Consider the following 17,075-nt stretch of genomic DNA (forward strand, 5'->3'; position numbering starts at 1 on the left):
TTTGTTACTTTTAAGAAAACAAATTTAATCAAATATTAAGAAACTGCGACTCTTTTACATTTCCGGTTCGTTTGAGGAATCCCCAGGATTGCATTTCTCCTTTTAACGCACGTCTCAGACTTCGGAACAAAACGATGTACATCAGCCATCTGTAGCCGAATCGCTGCGGAATGACGTATAATAAATTGACCATTTTTTCTCTTTGCATGACAAAAGCAATCAGGGCTAAGGATGCATCGACCAGAAGAAAAACTAAATAATAACTGAATATTCTTCCGCCGTTCCCTGATAAAATGCCGAAAAACATGATAAGATCAGCCATTGGCGAAAAAAACGGAATGATATACTGAAACAGTAAAATATTCGGCATCGCCCACAATCCCAGTCCTTTATATTTCGGGTTGAGGAAAGTGTGTTTCTGCTTCCAGAACATCTGCATGATGCCGTATGTCCATCGGAAACGCTGTTTTAAAAACTGTTTTACGCTCTCAGGAGCTTCCGTAACAGCGACGGCCCGGTTTTCATTGGCAACGGTATATCCTTTTTTGAGGATCTTAACCGTAATATCGCAATCTTCTGCCAGTGTATCGGATGAATATCCTCCGACCTCAACAACTGCAGCTTTTCTGAAAGCGCCTATTGCTCCGGGAATCACCGTAATGGCATTGATGTTGGCATACGCAAGACGGTCGAAATTCTGGCTCGTCGTGTACTCTATCGACTGCCATCTGGTAAGCCAGTTTACTTTGTTTCCTACTTTTACATTTCCGGCGACAGCGGCAATTTTTTCATCCGGATCTGAATTTAAGAACCTGGCAATTAAATATTTTACCGCATTATACTCCAGTTTTGTATCCGCATCTATACACACGACATATTCTGCATCGGAACGGGCAATACCATAGTTGAGAGCGGTGGCTTTTCCGCCGTTGGTTTTTCTTAAAATTTTAAGCTTGGGATGATCGGCAAACTCGGCTTTTGCTCTCTCATAGGTAGAATCTTTACTGCCGTCGTCGACCATAATGATATCGAAATTCGGATACGTCTGTCTCAGCAGGTTATGCAGAGAAGAGACAATATTGACTTCTTCATTATAAGCGGGAACGATAATAGAGACCTTCGGATAAGATTCCATCACAGGAAACTCTCCCAGCTTTTTCTCTTTTTTCCTTTCTTTGAAGGCCCAGTACAGCATAATCATCAAACGCAGTAAGCCTAATCCTATAAAAATGGTAAACAACGCCACAAGGAAATGACTGATTCCGTAGATAACTGCTGCCAGAACAAGGTTGAGCTGCATGATATAATACGATTTTGTCTTTGGAACTTCAGGCATCAGTTCAGCTTTGTTTTTATGAAGTATGGTCGAAAGGTTGGTAAAATGGTATCCCTGTTTCTGTAGTGCAGGGATTAATATTTTCAAAGCTTTCACCGTTTCTTCGCGGGTTTCACCACCGGCATCATGAAGAAGAATGATATTTCCTTTTCTCTGCTTTAGTCCTTCAAAAACACGTTTTACAATTTCGTCAGCTTTTATGCCGGGCTGCCAGTCTTCGGGATCAATATTCTCACCGATATCCAGGTAGTTCTGCTGCCTTGCCAAAGCTACCGGAACGATCTCTTCAGAGGTTGTCGGCTCAGAATCTGCGTTGTAAGGTGCTCTGAAAAGAATGGTGCTGTGCCCTGTAATGCATTCGATCAGGAGCCTTGTAAGCTTCATTTCCAGCAACGCCCTTTCCGGACTTACTTTGGCAACATTTTCATGGGTGAACGTATGGTTTCCTATTTCGTGCCCTTCACGGTATATTCTCTTAACCAGCGGGAGATTTCTTTCAGCATTAAGTCCTACCAAAAAGAAAGCTGCGGGAACATGATATTTTGAAAGAATGTCAAGAATCTGTGGAGTATACGTTTCATCCGGCCCGTCATCGAAAGTGAGAACAAGATCTTTCTGAGGAGCCTCACCGTATTTTTTCACTTCATAAGAGCTTGGATAGGTAATATAATTTTCATCGGTAATGATCTTTTCTTTAGGATCTAATTCAATGTTTATTTTCCCGTCGTGAGGGGTATTCAGAACATCCAGCACTTCCCCGTCGCCGATGTAATCGACCATGGTCTGCCCTTTTACATTTTCCAGGGTTTTTAAGTTTAATTTTGATAATCCTGCAAATGTCAGATCTTTATCATAAAAACTCCAGACGCGGCTGTCTTCGCTTCCCAGTCTCCAGAGCGCTGTTCCTGCCAGGGGATATTCTGAAGAAAAACGCATGGTGTTGAAAATAGATGCGGCATCATTGAAGAATACGGTGTGTGTATTATTTTTAGAATCTTTGTAGGAATAATTTAAATTAAAAGTATTATCGTCAAAGTTGATATCCGCTTTGCTGGCACTGGCTTTGGTGATGGCCTGCATATACGTCAGAGAGCTGTTGTCATCTTTATCCGTACTCCAGTCGTATCCGTAGGCACCCAATCCTAAAATAATTTTGTTGGGCGAGGTTTTCTTTAAAATTTTTCCGGTCTGCGCTTCGATCCATTTTTGGGACGAAACTGGCCCTGCGTCATTGTCTGTCGTATATTCATCATACGCCATCAATACAAAATAATCAACATACGGGTCGAGCTTTTGAATATTGTAGTCGTCATTATCTGTCATGATATCCATCGAAACCAGAAGATTATTCTGTCTGAAGGTACCGGAAAGTTCTTTCATAAAGGCGGTCAGGTATTCATCAGAATCAAGACTGATATTTTCAAAATCGACGTTAATCCCTTTAAAGTTAAACTTCTGGCATTGCTGTTTCAGCTTCTGAATAAGCTGTGTTCTCTTTTGCGGGTCCTTCAGTACTTTCCCCAGACCTTCCGGATGAAACTCCTGGTCAAAATTATTACTGAGCATCGGCATTACGGCGACCCCGGTTCTTTTAATAATTTTATAGCCGTCGGCGTCTACATTGGTTTTTAGGGCACCGGTTTTAGGGTCGAGGAAAAACCACTCCGGGAACACCAGATTGATGTGTTTGATATTTCTTTTCAACGACATAAGCGACTGAGGATCCCACGCTACGTAGAATGCAGACCGGATACCTCCCGGAAACTGTTGCCAGTTATTATTCTGATTTTTAATTCTCTCGGCTCTTGCCTTTTCAATTTTAGCAAGATTGGTGTGCATGGTTTTTTCAGAAATAAAATTCCGGAATCCTTTATACTCCCTGGAAATTCTATTTTCCTGAAGAAAAGGTTTGCTGGCCGTTATGACTGCCTTATAATCTTCTTTAAAAGGAATTTTGGGGCTTTTATCCCATTTCATCATTAATCCTAATGCAAGAAAAAGCAACAGGGCGACGAAAATAAAGATTCGGCTTCCCCATTGTACGTTTCGCCAGCGTTTTTTGCTGTCGGTCTGAAAAATCTGTTTTGAGTTTTCCACAATTTTGATATTTCCTGATCGACGTCAAAAACTGTGAAAAACCACCTCTGAACTAATTAAAAAAAAATTAAAAAATTAACTGATTATGAATTAATTACTTATCAGAATCGCTATCAGATCCTGAATAATTTTCTGTGACACAAAATACATAAAATCCTGCCTTTCAAGATGGGGCATGTACAGTTTAAAGGTGACTTCCTGGTCATGAATTCGGATGGTGTAAAAAACCGTTCCTATATCTTTTCCGTCTTCGCCTTTTCCCGGGCCTGCCACTCCTGTTGTTGACAAAGCAATATCGGTATTAAATAATTTCTGAACGCCTTCCGCCATTTCAGCAGCCACCTGCTCACTGACCACTGTAAATTCGTCCACGGTCTTTTTATTGACTTTTAAAATTTCAATCTTCTTTTCCGTAGCATACGCCACTATTCCTCCTAAAAAATATTTTGAACTGCCGGGATTCAAGGTGATCATTCTGGCCAGTTCGCCGCCGGTACAGCTTTCTGCCGTTGAAACAGTCATTTTGCGCTCTAACAAGACCTCAGCCAGTATTTTCTCAATTTTATCTTCCGAAGTGGCAATGACGTTATCTTTGATCATCGGCAATAATTTCTGAATTTCTTCTTCCAGCTGCTGCTGCAACAGTGATTCGTTTTCCCCGGTGGCTGTAAGACGCAGTTTTACACGGGTTCCCACCGGCAGATAAGAAAGCGCAAGATTTGAAGGTAGTGCGAGTTCCCATTCTTCGATCATGTCTGCTAAAATGCTTTCCGGAATACCTACGACGGAAACAATTCTTGTCGTAATATAATTCAGGCTGAATCTTTCATGCAGGAAAGGAACAATCTGGTCTTTGATCAGGGGTTTTACCTCGTATGGGACACCAGGAAGACTGAATAAAAGTTTTCCATCCTGCTCCATCATCATACAAGGTGCGGTTCCATAATGATTTTGAAAAACTGTTGATTTTGTAGGAACAAATGCCTGTTCACGGTTTCTTTCCAAAATTTCCAGTCTGCCGCGTCTTTCCATATAGGCTTTAAGATGATTGAATGTCGTTTCGTCCAAAGCAATTTCATCATTAAAAAATTCAGCAATGGCTTTTTTGGTTTTATCATCTCTTGTAGGGCCCAGACCTCCGGTGGTAATAATTAAATCACCCATTTTAAAAGCCGATTCTATAGCAGTCTTAATGGTTTCAATCTGATCGGAGATCGTCAGGATCTGTGAAACCTGGATTCCTATATTCTTAAGTTCGGTTGCAATAAAGTTTGAGTTGGTATCTACGGTATTTCCTGAAAGGATTTCATCACCAATGGTAATCAGAACAGCATTTTTCATATTTATCTTTGAAAAAAAATTCATCACAAATGACGGAAATTTCCTGATGACCGGCAATATAAATTGATTTTTTCTATTTTTGGCGGAAATTATTTATCGCTTAAAATAAAATGTATGTCGAAATATGATGATGCCTCCTGGCATTACGGCGGAGATTTCCCCGAAGGACTGCCGGAAAAAAACGGAGCCACCCATACCGGAATGTTTCTTATGTGGTGTGTAGAAAATGACCTTATCTCTAATGATCTGAAAGAGGATGCCAGTGCAGAAATAGAAAAACTGAAGCGCCGTGAGATCACAGGCGCCGAATTTATCATGGATGTAATGGACGGAAAGTTTTCGGAATATGATCTGAATATGATGGGAAACGCTTTTGCTCAGGATTATTATAAGGATGAAACGGATTTTGGAAACCGATTCAGCTCATTTGCTGACGATTATGTCAATCTCTTTGATATGAAAGCCGAAGAAAACGATTATGAATACGAAACCTTCTACCATATCGAAGATACTTTTGAAAATTATGATCTTATGAAACAGGTTATCAATTACCGTTTTGAAGAATGGAAAGAGTATAAGCGTCTCAATTAAACCTTTCAACAGCCAATTAACTTACACTATAACAGAAAAAATAAATCCGGAAAATTAGAATTTCCGGATTCATTTTTCTATGAATTTTGATTAATTATGTTTTACCCATATCAGCTCATCTGTTTTATAGCCAACTTTTCTGGCTTTTTCCAGAAATCTTTGCCTGATGCTTTCCGGAATTTGCTTTTCCCGGGAAAGAATCCAGAGGTATTTCAAATTATTTCCCATCACCAGTGCATACTGATAGTTATCATCAATGTCTACTACATTATAGCCAGCCCAGATGGGTTTAAAAAATGAAACCTTTAATCTTGCTTCTGTTTCTTTATTCACAAATCTGGCCTCACCAATGGATTCTTTCCATTCTTTTTTGACATAATTATAGCCTTTGTTGTCTACTTTAATACTTCCGTCCGGATTTTTGGAATAGGTCGCCGTAACGTTATCCATATTTTTTTCAAATTTGTAATCGAAGCGTGCGATCTCGTACCAAGTTCCCAGATAACGGTCTGCCTCAAAATTCTGAACTGCCGTTGCGCCTTTCGGAATGCATACCGAGCATGAATTTAAAACAATAAGTCCTAAAATACCCAATGAGACGGGGATTGCTATTTTCTGTAAAGTTTTCATAATACTTTGTTTATGTGGTATCCTAAAACTTCAAAAATGATGCCTTACGTTCGTGTTAGTACTTTTCCAATAAATTAAACACACCACATACCACATGTTTTACGTTTTGTTAACTGAATATTAATAATGGTTTGTTTTTTGTTATCACCTAAATCCTAAACCACAATAAATATTAAATTATGATAACTATTATTCCAGAAGCTCCGGAAAATGTTGCGGCTTTCAATGCAACGGGAGAAGTAACGAAAGAGGATTTTGACAACCTGGTCATTCCAAGAGTAAAGCAAAAAGTGGATCAGTTTAACGAACTGAACTATCTATTGTATCTGGATACGGATCTTGATAATTTTACGATGGGAGCCTGGTTGCAAGATGCACTTTTAGGATTAAAAAACTTAACAAAGTGGAACAGAACCGCTATTGTTACGGATAAGGAAGGGGTACAGAATTTCACTGATATTTTCAGTGTTCTGATGCCGGGAGAATTTAAATCTTTTCCAAAAGGAAATCTTTACAATGCGATGTACTGGTGCAAAAACGGAAACGAAGTCGAAGCATAAGTTAAAGTTAGTTATACTAAAAAGACCATCTTACCCGGATGGTCTTTTTTAATGCCCTATATACCTGTACAACAAGTAAAAACACCTTCAAATTTATACATAATTTAAATTCTAAACACTTAACGTAACATAAAGAACAAGGCTGCCCTCAACCGGAGCAGCCTTATTTTATTGGTCACAGGTAACACATTCGGTTACTGCATTATCTTTTGTTTTCGAAGCGTAAAGATATTTATAGCGGATGCTGATGACAAGGCCAATGATGGTCATTACCACACCAACAAGTGAAGGATAATTGTAATTATAGCCTTTCTCCAGAGGAATTCCACCCAGGAAAGCGCCCATGGCATTCGCGATATTAAAGGCTGCCTGCATAAATGCCGCCGCCATCATTTCACTTTTTGGAGCTGCTTTCATCATCATAATGTTGATCGGAGCCGCAACAGACATGGACAAAGCCCCGCAGATAAAGGTAAGGGCCAGAGAAATATTGCGGTATTCTGAAAGGAAAAAGACGCCTGCCAGTGAAAACATCATGAGAAACAACAGCAGAGAACATGTCTTTTCGGGGCTTAAGCGGTCAGATAAATATCCTCCGGCAAGATTTCCCACGACCATTCCCGCACCGGCAAGAATCATGACATAGGCCATATAACTTTCCTTTATGCCTGAAACAATGGTCATCAGCGGAGTGATGTAGCTAAACCATGTGAACAATCCCCCGAAACCGATCGCGGTGATCATCAAAACCAGCCATGCCTGTCTCTTCTTTAAGAATTTAATCTCTTCCATAAAATGGGTTTCCTCATTTGACTTCAGGACCGGAAGCCAGAGTTTAATGAACATCAGAGCCAGTAACCCGATTACCGAAACAATGGCAAAATACCATCTCCAGTGAAAAGTATGCCCGATATAGGTTACGAGCGGAACCATTGCAAGATTGGCTACCGTAAGGCCCGTAAACATGAGTGAAATATTAAAAGCTTCTTTACCTTTTGTCGCCATTCGTGCCGCTACTACCGTTCCCACTCCGAAAAATGCTCCGTGGGGAAGGCCGGACAGGAAGCGGATGATCATCATCGTGGTATAATCGGGAGCCATCGCAGACAACGCATTGAATAACGTAAAAATCACCATAAGGGTCATCAACACTTTTTTGGGAGGGAATTTCACCGAATAGCCAATAAGAATCGGTGCTCCTACGACAACGCCAAAAGCATAGGCTGAAATCAGGTGCCCCGCTTCAGGAATACTGATCTGCAAAGTCTTTGCAATATCCGGAAGCAGTCCCATGATGGTAAACTCAGTGGTTCCTATTCCCAGTCCGCCGATGGCCAGCGGTATTATTTTTTTATCTATTTTCATTATCTCTCTTTAAAAATGCAAAATTCAGCACAAATAACTTTTTATGCTTTAACCAAAATGCCTGAATCATACACTATATTAACCCGAATAATTTCATTTTAATCAAATATTAATCAAAAAAGAACATAAAATTAATATTCGGGACGTTCTTTCTGAATTCATTACAAACTAGCCGGCAACTGATTTGCCAGACTGAAATTAATGTGGTAAAAAAATCGCTTCTGAGGGAAGCGATTGGGTATAATTAGTGAACATGTTTTTCTGCGTGGTAAGAACTCCGTACTAAAGGCGAGCTCTCTACATGCCTGAATCCGAGGCTTCGGGCAAAATCTCCCAATTCATCAAACTCTTCAGGCGTGATAAACCTCTTCACCGGAAGGTGTTTCTTTGTCGGCTGCAGGTACTGCCCAAGAGTAATCACATCTACATTCGCATTTCTGATATCTTCAATCGTCTGAAAAACCTCGTCCTTGGTTTCACCCAATCCCAGCATCACACCGGTCTTGGTTCTTCTTTGTCCTGCTTCCTTCAAATAGCGCAACACTTCAAGACTGCGCTCATATTTAGCCTGGATTCTCACTTCTCTGGTAAGACGTTTTACCGTTTCCATATTATGAGAGATCACTTCAGGTGCAACATCTACCAACCGGTCGATATGTTTGGTGATTCCCTGGAAATCGGGAATTAAAGTTTCCATGGTGGTTCCCGGAGAAATTCTTCTTACGGCATTTACCGTTTCAGCCCAGAGGATAGATCCCATGTCTTTCAAATCGTCGCGGTCTACAGATGTCAGAACGGCATGTTTGATTTTCATTAATTTAATGGATCTGGCTACTTTCTCGGGTTCATCCCAGTTTACATCAAGCGGTTTTCCTGTTTTTACGCCGCAGAATCCGCAGCTTCTTGTACAGATATTCCCCAGGATCATAAAAGTGGCCGTTCCTTCTCCCCAGCATTCTCCCATATTCGGGCAGCTTCCGCTCTGGCAGATGGTATTTAATTTATATTTGTCAACCAAAGTTCGCAGTTCTCTGTAATTCTTACCGGTAGGCAGTTTTACACGGATCCATTTTGGTTTCTGAACCGTTGTATTTTGAATTAAATCCTCCATGTACATCTCAAATTGAGGGTCAAAGTTAGTGATTTTTTTATCGAAACAATCAAAGACGGAGATTGATGAAACATATAATTTTGTAAATTTAGACCACCAAATCTTAATTATGAAAAATCTGTTCAGTATATCATTCTTCTTATTCAGCATTATCTGTTTTGCGCAAAAAGAATTCCAGCCGAAGGGCTCGACCATTATTCAATCTGTAGATGGAGACCTGGACGGCGACAATATCCCTGAAAAAGTAATTATTTATAACACGAAAGACAGTACCGAGTTTGGAAATATCCGCGAAATACAGATCTTAAAAAAGGTAAATGGAAAATGGTCTATCCTTGAAAAATCAAGAAACGCAGTATTGAAAAGCGGAGAAGGCGGTATGATGGGCGATCCTTACCAGGACACTGAAATTAAAAAAGGCATTCTGATGATTACCCAGGCCGGCGGAAGCAGCTGGAAATGGGGCTATACCGATAAATATAGATTTCAGAACGGTCATTTTGAGATGATCGGCTATTCCTCAGGCAGCGGAAAGCCCGGAGAATACTGGACGGATGTTGATTTTAATCTATCAACAGGACAGTTAAACTTTGAAAAAGAAGTGGAAAACACCGAAGAATACGGCAGTTCCAAGAAAGAAAATTTTATAAAGAAAGGATTGAAATTAAATCTTCAGAACAGAAATCAGAAAGAAAGAATAGAAATCGTTCTTCCCAAAACGAAAGAGAAAGTTTATTTGTAATTGGATGCCTGAATGTTTAATGAATAGATAAGCCTACCGGGTTTTTGACCTTCAATTTTATTATCGCTTTAATGGTCTTCAAACTCATTGTTTTTCAACAATTCAGCCAATACTTTTTTGGCACGCATGACGCGGACTTTTGTATTCACGACTGAGATTCCCAGCTCTTCGGCGATTTCTTTGATGCTTTTTTCCTCAAAGAACCGTAATCTGATGATGTCCTGATAATTCACATCCAGCGATTCAATGGTCTTAATAATTTTTTTCTGTTCTTCTTCGGAAATCATGAGCTCTTCCGGCGATTTTGCATACTGATTTCTAACCTCTTCAAGATTCTCGGTAGGATCCTGATTTTCCCGGCTTTTCCTTCTCCAGAAGTCGATAATGGTATTCTGGGCAATTGTAAGCACCCAGGTTTTAAACTGGAAGTGAGGATCGTACATATCCAGCTTCGACAATACTTTAGAGAAAACATTCACGGTGATTTCATCGGCATCATTTTCATCATGAACCTTTTTCATCACGAAAGAGAAAACATCCACCCAAAAAATATTGATGAGTTTCGTCTGGGCTTTCTGGTCCTTTTCCTTTGCTTTGCCGATCAGCTGGAATAATTGTTCGTCATTCATTATAAACAAATATAAATGATTTTGGCGGAAAAGCAATGACGTCATCAAAGATACATCTGACTGATAATATTCCGTTTGGGAAAACCATGCTGCAATTCCCCCGCCGCTTTTTACCATCTTTTACCATCGAATTTATTATCTTTGCCTCTTAAATTTTAAAGTTAAAAATAATGAACTCTTTTATTGAAGAATTGAAATGGCGCGGTCTTTTCGCAGACATGATGCCCGGAACGGATGAGCAACTGAATAAGGAAATGACAACTGCCTATATCGGTTTTGATCCTACCGCAGATTCTTTACATATCGGAAGTCTTATTCAGATAAAAATTCTCGCTCATTTTCAACAGCATGGCCATAAGCCGATTGCATTGGTGGGCGGTGCCACGGGAATGATCGGTGATCCTTCGGGAAAATCTGCGGAAAGAAACCTGCTGGACGAAGCGACCCTTCTTCATTATGTTGACTGCTTAAAAAACCAGCTGTCAAGATTTCTTGATTTTTCCGGGAATGATGCCAATAAAGCAGAACTGGTAAACAATTACGACTGGATGAAAAATATTTCTTTCCTTGATTTCGCAAAAAATGTAGGGAAGAATATTACCGTAAACTATATGATGGCCAAAGATTCCGTGAAAAAACGATTTTCAGGAGAATCCGGAGCAGATGGCATGAGCTTTACCGAATTTACGTATCAGCTGATCCAGGGATATGATTTTTTACATTTATACCAGAATAATAACGTAAAGCTTCAGATGGGAGGTTCTGACCAGTGGGGAAATATCACCACCGGAACAGAGCTTATCCGCAGAAAGGCACAGGGAGAAGCTTTCGCATTAACCGTTCCTTTGATCACGAAAGCCGACGGATCAAAATTCGGCAAATCGGAAAGCGGAGAAAACTACTGGCTGGATAAAAAGAAAACATCCCCTTACAAATTTTACCAGTTCTGGCTGAATGCAACAGATGATGATGCGGAAAGGTTCATTAAATTCTACACTTTCTTAGGAAAAGAAGAGATCGAATCATTAATTGAAGAGCATAAAACGGCTCCTAACGAAAGAAAGCTTCAGAAAAGACTGGCTGAAGAGGTGACAATCTGGGTTCATGGACAGGAAGAATACGAAAAGGCATTCAAGGCTACGGAAATTCTTTTCGGGCGTTCGACGGCTGAAGCGATGGTGAGCCTGGATGAAGCAACTTTCCTTGAACTTTTTGATGGGGTTCCTCAAAAAGAAATCGCAAAAGCAGATGTCCTGGGGATAAACATCATCGATCTCCTCTCCGAAAAATCGGGGTTTCTGAAATCCAAGAGTGAAGCATCAAGAGAAATTAAGGGAAATTCAATTTCCGTAAACAAGCAAAAGGTGAATGAAACTTTTACAGCCAATGAAACCGATCTTATTGACGGTAAGTTTTTACTGCTGCAGAAAGGAAAGAAAAACTATTTCATTGTAAAGGTTATTTAATTTCTCATTTCCTACATAAAAAACAAAGGCGCGGAATCGAAAATCCGCGCCTTTGTTTTTCTCGCTTTAGTTTGACTTCATCAAAAAAGACCGCTGAAGCGATCTTTTCTTATATTTTAAAATTCTTACTTTATTATAATTCCAGGAAGCTGTAGTAAGTAGCCGTATTTTTCTCTCCGGATCCTACTACTTTACTTGTTTTGGCAAGTTCTCCGTCAACATAGATGTTTACAATCAATTCAGAGTCTGAATACGGCAGAACAGCGTTTGCTGCGATATTCAATTGAGACTGGCTGGAGTTTACAAACTGATCTCCTGAACTCCAAACCAATCCTGTCGGATTGAAAGTCGTCTGAGGGCTTGTTCCTATCTGGGTAACAACCGCTTTAAAATTCGCTGGAGGAGGTGTTGATGATGGAGGTGTTGGCCCTTTCACATTTATTCTTGCTTCAAACTGAATAACGTGATCCGTGAACCCATCTTCATCATCGTCTTTACAAGAATTAAGCACAGAAATTACCGAGAACAACACGGCGAATAAAAAAGAAAGCTTAAGTAAACTTTTTGAATTGTAAAATTGCTTCATTTTTCCAAATAGATTTTTAATGTTTCAAATATAGGTTTTTTATCAATATAAAAATACCTTTTATGAAAATTTTCCAACAAAGATTTCCAAAAAATATCAATTTAATAAATAATGATTCTTAAGCCTGTGGAGGTTTCGTGATATATACCAGACACAGCAGACAGATTGTCATTCCGTTCCGGATGGCCTCATTTTTACATCATCCATCGAATATATTTATTAATTATCTTTGCTTTATGAATTTAGATTACATTGTAAGAGAACCGGAAAATATCACTTCGCAGACCACCATTCTTTTTATGCTTCACGGTTATGGAAGCAATGAGCAGGACCTGTTCAGCTTCAGGGAAACACTTCCCGAAGACTGGATCATCGTAAGCTTCAGGGCTCCGAGGGATACTCAGTTTGAAGGTTATTCTTGGTACGACATAGACTTTAACAATCCTGAGCATTTTATCGACATCGAACAGGCTACGGAATCCCTGAACAGCATTTTGGAAAGTATTCTGAAAATCGTCAACCGGTATGGGATCACGGAAGGCAAAACCCATCTCTGCGGTTTCAGCCAGGGCGGAATTCTTTGCTATGCTCTTGCACTGAAATATCCGGAGATGTTTAATTTAGTGGCCTGCCTTAGCAGTTATCCTGAAGAAAAATTATTGACGGATATGGTGAAGGACAAGAAAAAACTGGAAAGACTGCGCTTCTTCGTATCGCACGGTACCGATGATGCGGTTATTCCTTTGGAATGGGGAAGAAAAGCGGCGGATCTTCTGTACGACCTGAGCTGTTATTTCACTTTCAGGGAATACATGAGCGGGCACGGCGTAAACCAGAAGAACTACATGGATCTCATGGAGTTCTTTTCCAAATAAAATTCAATATAATTCATCAATTAAGCATAATCATAGAAGCATTCTTAAAATTAAGGATGCTTTTTTATTTCCATTACGATAAAATGAGTAAATTCATTATATGAAACCGAATTGCTTTTTATGGATTTTTTTCTTTGGCATTTTCCTGAATGCACAGAATTCTTTTGAAATCCATGAATCGAAAAAAGCAGTGATTCCCTTTAAATTAATCAACAACCTCATCTTTATTCCTGTCAATATCAATGGTGCCGAGCTTACGTTTTTACTGGACACCGGAGTTGCTGAAACATCGATATTCAGCCTGGAAAACCAGGAAATAAAGCTCATCAATGTGGAAAAGGTGAAATTTTCCGGCCTTGGCGGAGACCGAAGCATTGACGGATTCCGGTCGGATCATAATCTTGGAAGAATCGGGAAAAGCTATGTAAATGATTCCATGACTGTATTTATTATTACAGACCAGGATTTTAACATTTCTTCCCATGTCGGAATTCCTGTAAATGGCATCATCGGCTATCACTTTTTTAAGAACCATCCTGTTTTAATAGACTATACTTCAAAGAAAATAACCATTTACAAAGACGAGAATGTATTTAAAAAGAAAATAAAAAACTTTACGGAGATCGATATCAGCATTGAAAAATACAAACCCTATGTGATCGCCGATGTAGAAATGACGAATGAAAGAAAAAGTTCAAAGCTGCTGATCGACCTTGGAAACAGCGATGCGATATGGCTTTTCCCGAAGCTTATCAAAGACTTCGTCTATAACCGCCCCAATATCGATGATTTCCTGGGAAGAGGTTTTAATGGGGATGTATACGGCAAGAGGAGCAGAATTCATAACTTTTACCTCGGCAAATTTCAATTTGAAAAGCCACTCACCGCCATGCCCGACGAATACTCCATTCAGCATGTAAATTTAGTGGAAAACAGAAAAGGCTCTGTGGGCGGGGATATTATGAGGCGTTTTACGGTGGCATTTGATTACCGCGGCCAGAAATTATACATAAAGAAAAACAGGAATTTTGACGATCCTTTCCATTTTAATATGAGCGGCCTCGACTTCCAGCAGGACGGTATGGAATGGACCAAAGACCTCGTGAATCTGCCAACGAAGAGCCATAATAACCTATCGGGAGGAACCGAAGTATTCAGCAGCAGCATGCAGTATAATTTTACCCTGAAACCCATCTTTTCCATTGCCGGGGTGCGTAAAGATTCACCGGGGGCGAAAGCAGGATTACAGAAGGATGACCGGCTGATCAGCATTAATGGCAAGAAAACTGCAGATATGACTCTGCAGAAAATCATGGAACTGATGAAATCTGAGGAAGGAAGAACCATAGAAATGCTTATTGAAAGAAAAAACAAGCCCATGTCTATCCGCTTTACGCTGGAAGACCCTATACCTTATCAAGAATAAAATATGAATACGGAAGAAACCACAATCGATAAAATAAGAACCAGGCCTCGGTTTACGATGTTTACCCATCTTACCAAGGAAGAGTACGCGGAAAACCTGAAGAAATACCTGGCAGAGCACGCCGATGAGTTTTCAGGAAACATCAATAAAGAAGTAGCGACGATCTGTGTAAAAACGAGCGATGAAGGGTACTGGAAACCCAGGCTTTCCCTGCGCGTAGAGATCGAAGAGGATGAAACTTCCATACGCGGGATTTTTGGTCCAAGCTCCGCAGTGTGGACGTTCTTTATGTTTCTTTATTTTTCATTCTCCATTCTGTGGATGGTATTTTTCTCCATGTATTATGTTGAAAAACAAATTAACAGCCACGATTTCCCCTGGGCACTCAACGCTTCCTTCGCCATGCTCCTGTGCATTGCCATCACGTATGCTGCGGCAAGATTCGGGCAGCATAAAGCTAAAGACGAGATGATGAAGCTCAGAAGATTTGCCGAAGAATCTACTTTACAGTTTGAAAAGGTAAAAATGGACTAATAATTATTCATGTCCGGAAGCAAGAAAGCCTTCCGAACACTACTTCAGAAGAATCATGTATAGAGATCAGTTTTTTAGCTCCAGATAAACATCAATCGGTGATAAAAACAAGGATTTCTTTTATTACAGTAAGATCTCAAATTAAATACAATCACGAAGCTCCTGAAACATACCGCTGAGCTTTGTTTAAAAAGCTGCGCAGGTTTTGGGTGAAAGGTGCCTAGGTTTTAATGAAAAGGTGCGCAGGTTTTGGGTAAAACCTGCGCACCTTTTTGGTAACTTCACAGCATCAGTGGATGATGTTAAAATATTTCTTTGAAATTTTTTGATCGAATTCATTACGGCTCTACCGTTTTTGTTGTCTGTGGCATTTGCTCCAGGGTGGCCTTAGCCGCTTTGATGGAGTCTACTACCCTCTCCCTGTTGTCCTGTTCTTTCAGTATTTTCTGAATATTAGGCTCAATCATTTTGGTCATCTCTTCCACCGAAACATTGTTGGAATTCGGATCATTCAGCAGTTTTCTCCATGGCTTACGTTTTCCCCACGGGTAATCGCCGTATACCAAAACAGGCGTTCCCTTTGCTTTTGTCGTAGCCCCTCCCGGGTTCAGCACCCAGGTATCGGCATACCCGTAAAGCCATTTAGCATCGTTCATCAGCAATCGCAGACACGAATGAGAGGCAGGATATCCCGGAAGGTCGTACTGGTGCCATCCGATCCCATCGAGGTTGAAAATATTAAAATTGTAAGGCAATTTCCATTCGCTGCTTACGGTCGAGATGGCGAGCTGTTTTTTCCAGTTGGCAAAGGTAAGTCCGGTCTTTGTTTTTGCAGATTTCTTGCCCATGCTGGTCGGGCCCCATTTCACCAAAGTCCCGTTTGAATAAACGCCATACGCCTGGATCGGATATGAAAATACCACGAATTTCTTCACAGGGCTCAGCACATCGATCTGCATGGGAAAAGGGGAATATTCCATCAGCGTCGTATCGATCTTGGCAGGCACTACCAGCGTGTCTGCATTCCATTTGTTTTTGGAATCGAGCCTGTTTAAAGCAAGAATCGCATAGCGTTCTTTTTCAGTAAATTTTTTATTGAATAAGCCAAACAGGGAATCCCTGACCTTTTTATCTTTCGGGAATATATACGCGTTATAGAAACCATACTCCTGAACAGCCGGAGGTAACGAGGGTTTCTGTACCACCGAATCTCTTTTGGCAGTTTGGGAGTCCTTTTTCTCGGAATCCTGTGTTACGGAAGAAATGTCATTGTTATTCTCACTGCTATTTTCAGTTTCCTTCTTACATGAAACCAAAAATAAAGCGATGCATAAAGTGTAGAGAAATGATTTTTTTACAGATATGTTTTTCATAAATAAAATACCGGAATAGTTTTCCTGTTCAGTACAAATATCAGACCTAAAAACGAATAATAAAAATCATCCGGTAAAATACCGTAAAAAACCGGAGGCAGCCTTTGGAATGGGAAAGCACGGCAGTTGTAATGTTATTTATGCGGTGTCCTTAGGTAAAGTTTCCAGCATATCTTTGATGCAACGGTCATTTATATTTAAGACCAGACTTTACTTCGTTCAATTGTTTTTTAATATTATAAAGGTTTTTTCTGCATTTCCCCTTTCAAAACCAATGAGAACTTCCTCGCCTATTTCAGGGATAAAATAAGTCCTTTTAAAAACAGAAAGATTTAATTTATTACTTATAGCTCTCTTTGTAACCCCCAGACCATTGATAAATACGGATACTATCCGTTTTCAAAGCCTTTCCG

16 protein-coding genes are annotated in these 17,075 nt (G+C 40.0%); 7 read left to right on the forward strand and 9 right to left on the reverse strand.

The features are described 5' to 3' along the window. Window positions 1-28: 28 nt before the first annotated feature. Together AC0N32_RS17890 and AC0N32_RS17895 are read right to left on the reverse strand one after the other, a co-directional pair. Window positions 29-3,433, reverse strand: coding sequence for a trifunctional glycoside hydrolase family 18/polysaccharide deacetylase/glycosyltransferase family 2 protein (locus AC0N32_RS17890; RefSeq protein WP_476395206.1), 3,405 nt, complete (start codon window positions 3,431-3,433; stop codon window positions 29-31). Between the two features lie 90 nt (window positions 3,434-3,523). Beyond that, the gene (locus AC0N32_RS17895; RefSeq protein ID WP_476395207.1) at window positions 3,524-4,774 is read right to left on the reverse strand and encodes a CinA family nicotinamide mononucleotide deamidase-related protein; all 1,251 of its coding nucleotides are present in this window, start codon (window positions 4,772-4,774) and stop codon (window positions 3,524-3,526) included. Between the two features lie 114 nt (window positions 4,775-4,888). Here AC0N32_RS17895 and AC0N32_RS17900 point away from each other — a divergent pair, with 114 nt between their 5' ends. Next, window positions 4,889-5,365 carry a DUF7832 domain-containing protein gene (locus tag AC0N32_RS17900; RefSeq protein WP_476395208.1) on the forward strand — a complete coding sequence of 159 codons (477 nt, stop codon included), beginning with the start codon at window positions 4,889-4,891 and terminating at the stop codon, window positions 5,363-5,365. A 90-nt stretch (window positions 5,366-5,455) separates the two neighbouring features. Here the strand turns inward: AC0N32_RS17900 and AC0N32_RS17905 are convergent, their stop codons facing one another. After that, window positions 5,456-5,995 (reverse strand): lipocalin family protein, encoded by a 540-nt coding sequence (locus AC0N32_RS17905; protein ID WP_476395209.1) that lies wholly within the window; start codon window positions 5,993-5,995, stop codon window positions 5,456-5,458. A 179-nt stretch (window positions 5,996-6,174) separates the two neighbouring features. On the opposite strand from AC0N32_RS17905, the gene AC0N32_RS17910 reads away from it, so the two are divergent. Continuing rightward, window positions 6,175-6,555 (forward strand): SpoIIAA family protein, encoded by a 381-nt coding sequence (locus AC0N32_RS17910; RefSeq protein ID WP_476395210.1) that lies wholly within the window; start codon window positions 6,175-6,177, stop codon window positions 6,553-6,555. Window positions 6,556-6,723: 168 nt separating this feature from the next. On the opposite strand, the gene AC0N32_RS17915 is transcribed toward AC0N32_RS17910, so the two are convergent. Both AC0N32_RS17915 and lipA read right to left on the reverse strand, forming a co-directional pair. After that, window positions 6,724-7,920, reverse strand: a complete 1,197-nt coding sequence (locus AC0N32_RS17915; RefSeq protein ID WP_476395211.1) for an MFS transporter — start codon at window positions 7,918-7,920, stop codon at window positions 6,724-6,726. Window positions 7,921-8,164: 244 nt separating this feature from the next. Next, window positions 8,165-9,031 carry a lipoyl synthase gene (gene lipA, locus AC0N32_RS17920; RefSeq protein ID WP_476395212.1) on the reverse strand — a complete coding sequence of 289 codons (867 nt, stop codon included), beginning with the start codon at window positions 9,029-9,031 and terminating at the stop codon, window positions 8,165-8,167. Window positions 9,032-9,140: 109 nt separating this feature from the next. Here lipA and AC0N32_RS17925 point away from each other — a divergent pair, with 109 nt between their 5' ends. Continuing rightward, window positions 9,141-9,773 carry a hypothetical protein gene (locus AC0N32_RS17925; protein ID WP_476395213.1) on the forward strand — a complete coding sequence of 211 codons (633 nt, stop codon included), beginning with the start codon at window positions 9,141-9,143 and terminating at the stop codon, window positions 9,771-9,773. 68 nt (window positions 9,774-9,841) lie between these two features. Here AC0N32_RS17925 and AC0N32_RS17930 read toward each other — a convergent pair whose 3' ends face one another. After that, the gene (locus AC0N32_RS17930; RefSeq protein WP_476395214.1) at window positions 9,842-10,402 is read right to left on the reverse strand and encodes an RNA polymerase sigma factor; all 561 of its coding nucleotides are present in this window, start codon (window positions 10,400-10,402) and stop codon (window positions 9,842-9,844) included. Between the two features lie 170 nt (window positions 10,403-10,572). On the opposite strand from AC0N32_RS17930, the gene tyrS reads away from it, so the two are divergent. Next, complete coding sequence (gene tyrS / locus AC0N32_RS17935; protein WP_476395215.1) at window positions 10,573-11,868, forward strand: tyrosine--tRNA ligase; 1,296 nt, start codon at window positions 10,573-10,575, stop codon at window positions 11,866-11,868. Window positions 11,869-12,001: 133 nt separating this feature from the next. Here the strand turns inward: tyrS and AC0N32_RS17940 are convergent, their stop codons facing one another. Beyond that, window positions 12,002-12,454, reverse strand: coding sequence for a hypothetical protein (locus tag AC0N32_RS17940; RefSeq protein ID WP_476395216.1), 453 nt, complete (start codon window positions 12,452-12,454; stop codon window positions 12,002-12,004). A 236-nt stretch (window positions 12,455-12,690) separates the two neighbouring features. Between AC0N32_RS17940 and AC0N32_RS17945 the strand changes: the two genes are divergently transcribed. From AC0N32_RS17945 to AC0N32_RS17955, 3 genes are all read left to right on the forward strand, one after another. After that, window positions 12,691-13,329, forward strand: a complete 639-nt coding sequence (locus AC0N32_RS17945; protein WP_476395217.1) for an alpha/beta hydrolase — start codon at window positions 12,691-12,693, stop codon at window positions 13,327-13,329. 100 nt (window positions 13,330-13,429) lie between these two features. Next, complete coding sequence (locus tag AC0N32_RS17950; protein WP_476395218.1) at window positions 13,430-14,755, forward strand: PDZ domain-containing protein; 1,326 nt, start codon at window positions 13,430-13,432, stop codon at window positions 14,753-14,755. Between the two features lie 3 nt (window positions 14,756-14,758). Then, entirely contained in the window at window positions 14,759-15,289 is a 531-nt protein-coding gene (locus tag AC0N32_RS17955) for a hypothetical protein (RefSeq protein WP_476395219.1), read from the forward strand. Window positions 15,290-15,627: 338 nt separating this feature from the next. Here the strand turns inward: AC0N32_RS17955 and AC0N32_RS17960 are convergent, their stop codons facing one another. Beyond that, entirely contained in the window at window positions 15,628-16,662 is a 1,035-nt protein-coding gene (locus AC0N32_RS17960) for a L,D-transpeptidase (protein ID WP_476395220.1), read from the reverse strand. A 219-nt stretch (window positions 16,663-16,881) separates the two neighbouring features. Continuing rightward, window positions 16,882-17,055, reverse strand: coding sequence for a phage baseplate assembly protein V (locus AC0N32_RS17965; protein WP_476395225.1), 174 nt, complete (start codon window positions 17,053-17,055; stop codon window positions 16,882-16,884). Window positions 17,056-17,075: the final 20 nt, after the last annotated feature.

Source organism: Chryseobacterium endophyticum (assembly GCF_056333165.1).

What these genes read in the sequence shown, in the direction of transcription:
- AC0N32_RS17895 (WP_476395207.1), bottom strand. Translation starts at nt 4,774, where the DNA reads ATGAAAAATGCTGTTCTGATTACCATTGGTGATGAAATCCTTTCAGGA.
- AC0N32_RS17900 (WP_476395208.1), top strand. Translation starts at nt 4,889, where the DNA reads ATGTCGAAATATGATGATGCCTCCTGGCATTACGGCGGAGATTTCCCC.
- AC0N32_RS17905 (WP_476395209.1), bottom strand. Translation starts at nt 5,995, where the DNA reads ATGAAAACTTTACAGAAAATAGCAATCCCCGTCTCATTGGGTATTTTA.
- AC0N32_RS17910 (WP_476395210.1), top strand. Translation starts at nt 6,175, where the DNA reads ATGATAACTATTATTCCAGAAGCTCCGGAAAATGTTGCGGCTTTCAAT.
- AC0N32_RS17915 (WP_476395211.1), bottom strand. Translation starts at nt 7,920, where the DNA reads ATGAAAATAGATAAAAAAATAATACCGCTGGCCATCGGCGGACTGGGA.
- lipA (WP_476395212.1), bottom strand. Translation starts at nt 9,031, where the DNA reads ATGGAGGATTTAATTCAAAATACAACGGTTCAGAAACCAAAATGGATC.
- AC0N32_RS17925 (WP_476395213.1), top strand. Translation starts at nt 9,141, where the DNA reads ATGAAAAATCTGTTCAGTATATCATTCTTCTTATTCAGCATTATCTGT.
- AC0N32_RS17930 (WP_476395214.1), bottom strand. Translation starts at nt 10,402, where the DNA reads ATGAATGACGAACAATTATTCCAGCTGATCGGCAAAGCAAAGGAAAAG.
- tyrS (WP_476395215.1), top strand. Translation starts at nt 10,573, where the DNA reads ATGAACTCTTTTATTGAAGAATTGAAATGGCGCGGTCTTTTCGCAGAC.
- AC0N32_RS17940 (WP_476395216.1), bottom strand. Translation starts at nt 12,454, where the DNA reads ATGAAGCAATTTTACAATTCAAAAAGTTTACTTAAGCTTTCTTTTTTA.
- AC0N32_RS17945 (WP_476395217.1), top strand. Translation starts at nt 12,691, where the DNA reads ATGAATTTAGATTACATTGTAAGAGAACCGGAAAATATCACTTCGCAG.
- AC0N32_RS17950 (WP_476395218.1), top strand. Translation starts at nt 13,430, where the DNA reads ATGAAACCGAATTGCTTTTTATGGATTTTTTTCTTTGGCATTTTCCTG.
- AC0N32_RS17955 (WP_476395219.1), top strand. Translation starts at nt 14,759, where the DNA reads ATGAATACGGAAGAAACCACAATCGATAAAATAAGAACCAGGCCTCGG.
- AC0N32_RS17960 (WP_476395220.1), bottom strand. Translation starts at nt 16,662, where the DNA reads ATGAAAAACATATCTGTAAAAAAATCATTTCTCTACACTTTATGCATC.